1 pseudogene is annotated in these 552 nt (G+C 60.1%); it reads right to left on the reverse strand.

The annotated features are described in order from the left end of the window. Positions 1-396: pseudogene (locus PSEWESI4_RS24905) on the reverse strand (sel1 repeat family protein); the annotation flags it as partial. Positions 397-552: the final 156 nt, after the last annotated feature.

Here is a 552-nt window from a genome sequence, read left to right on the forward strand (position 1 = left end):
CTGTTCCCACTCCCAATGCACCGGTACTCCCCGATAGGTGGGCAGGACATCGCCCAGGGCGGCGCGGAACATCACGCCGGGGTCCCCGGCCTTGAACCAGATACCGGCGCGTGGGGCGGACTGGCCGCTGTCGGCGGCGCGGGCGGGCGCCGGCGGCAGGGGGCAGAGGGTGTCGATATCGGGGAAACGCTTGCTGGGATCAGTACGTACTTGCTCAAGGAGTTTGTAGTAGCACGCGGCGAGTTCGGGGTTTTTATCGACACCATCTTCGCCAGCTTCGAACATTGAGTAAATCCGGTACAGACTGGCCTTGTGCCCCAACGCGGCAGCTTTCTGGAAATACAATAAGGCCGTATGTGTATCCTGTTCACCAGGTCTGTTGATCAGGTACTCCATGCCCAATGAGTATCCTGCCTCTGGGAGTTCCTGCGACAAGGCGCACTCGAGCATCTGCTTGCCAATGTTTTTCCCCCGAGTGCGTTCGGGCTCAGGCAGTCGAGCAAAGGCTCTTCGAAGCTCATCGCCGATAGCCCATTGTCCATACCGGTTGCC

The organism is Zestomonas carbonaria (assembly GCF_904061905.1).
Classification (GTDB): domain Bacteria; phylum Pseudomonadota; class Gammaproteobacteria; order Pseudomonadales; family Pseudomonadaceae; genus Aquipseudomonas; species Aquipseudomonas carbonaria.